Raw genomic sequence first — 384 nt, forward strand, 5'->3', positions numbered from 1 at the left:
TTGTTCACGGCATCGACCAGTTCAGTCAGTTCAATACCGTCGATATCCACGCTTATCCGACCCATGTTGAGGGCCAGTATATTGACGGCATCGGCTTCTATGGTCAGAGACAGTTTCATCAATTAACTCCGCGGTATTTGCCGTGGGTGATGTCAGTCACGGTTTTGTAGCCGCTGCGTATCAACAGACCACAGGCCTTGCGGGCACGCAGAATATCGATGCTGCTGATAAGTGGTGATGAGGTTTCAGCGCCGAAGCCGCTGCGGTCAGTGCGCACAAGGTCGTATTTTTCGACAATAAAATTGATGGCATCGCACAGTGAGATACCGGCGTCAATGTGTTCCTGAATCACATCTTCGTTGCTAAACGGAGTGTCGTTGAGTG

2 protein-coding genes are annotated in these 384 nt (G+C 50.5%); both read right to left on the reverse strand.

Going from position 1 to position 384, the window contains the following annotated elements:
• On the reverse strand, positions 1 to 119 hold a 119-nt coding region (locus ACU8YC_RS28545), incomplete at its 3' end, for a DUF5983 family protein (RefSeq protein ID WP_446896461.1).
• Positions 119 to 384 (reverse strand): TA system toxin CbtA family protein (locus ACU8YC_RS28550; protein WP_446896460.1); only part of this gene is annotated, 266 nt, incomplete at its 5' end. The genes ACU8YC_RS28545 and ACU8YC_RS28550, both read right to left, overlap by 1 nt.

Source organism: Citrobacter sp. VF227 (assembly GCF_052950715.1).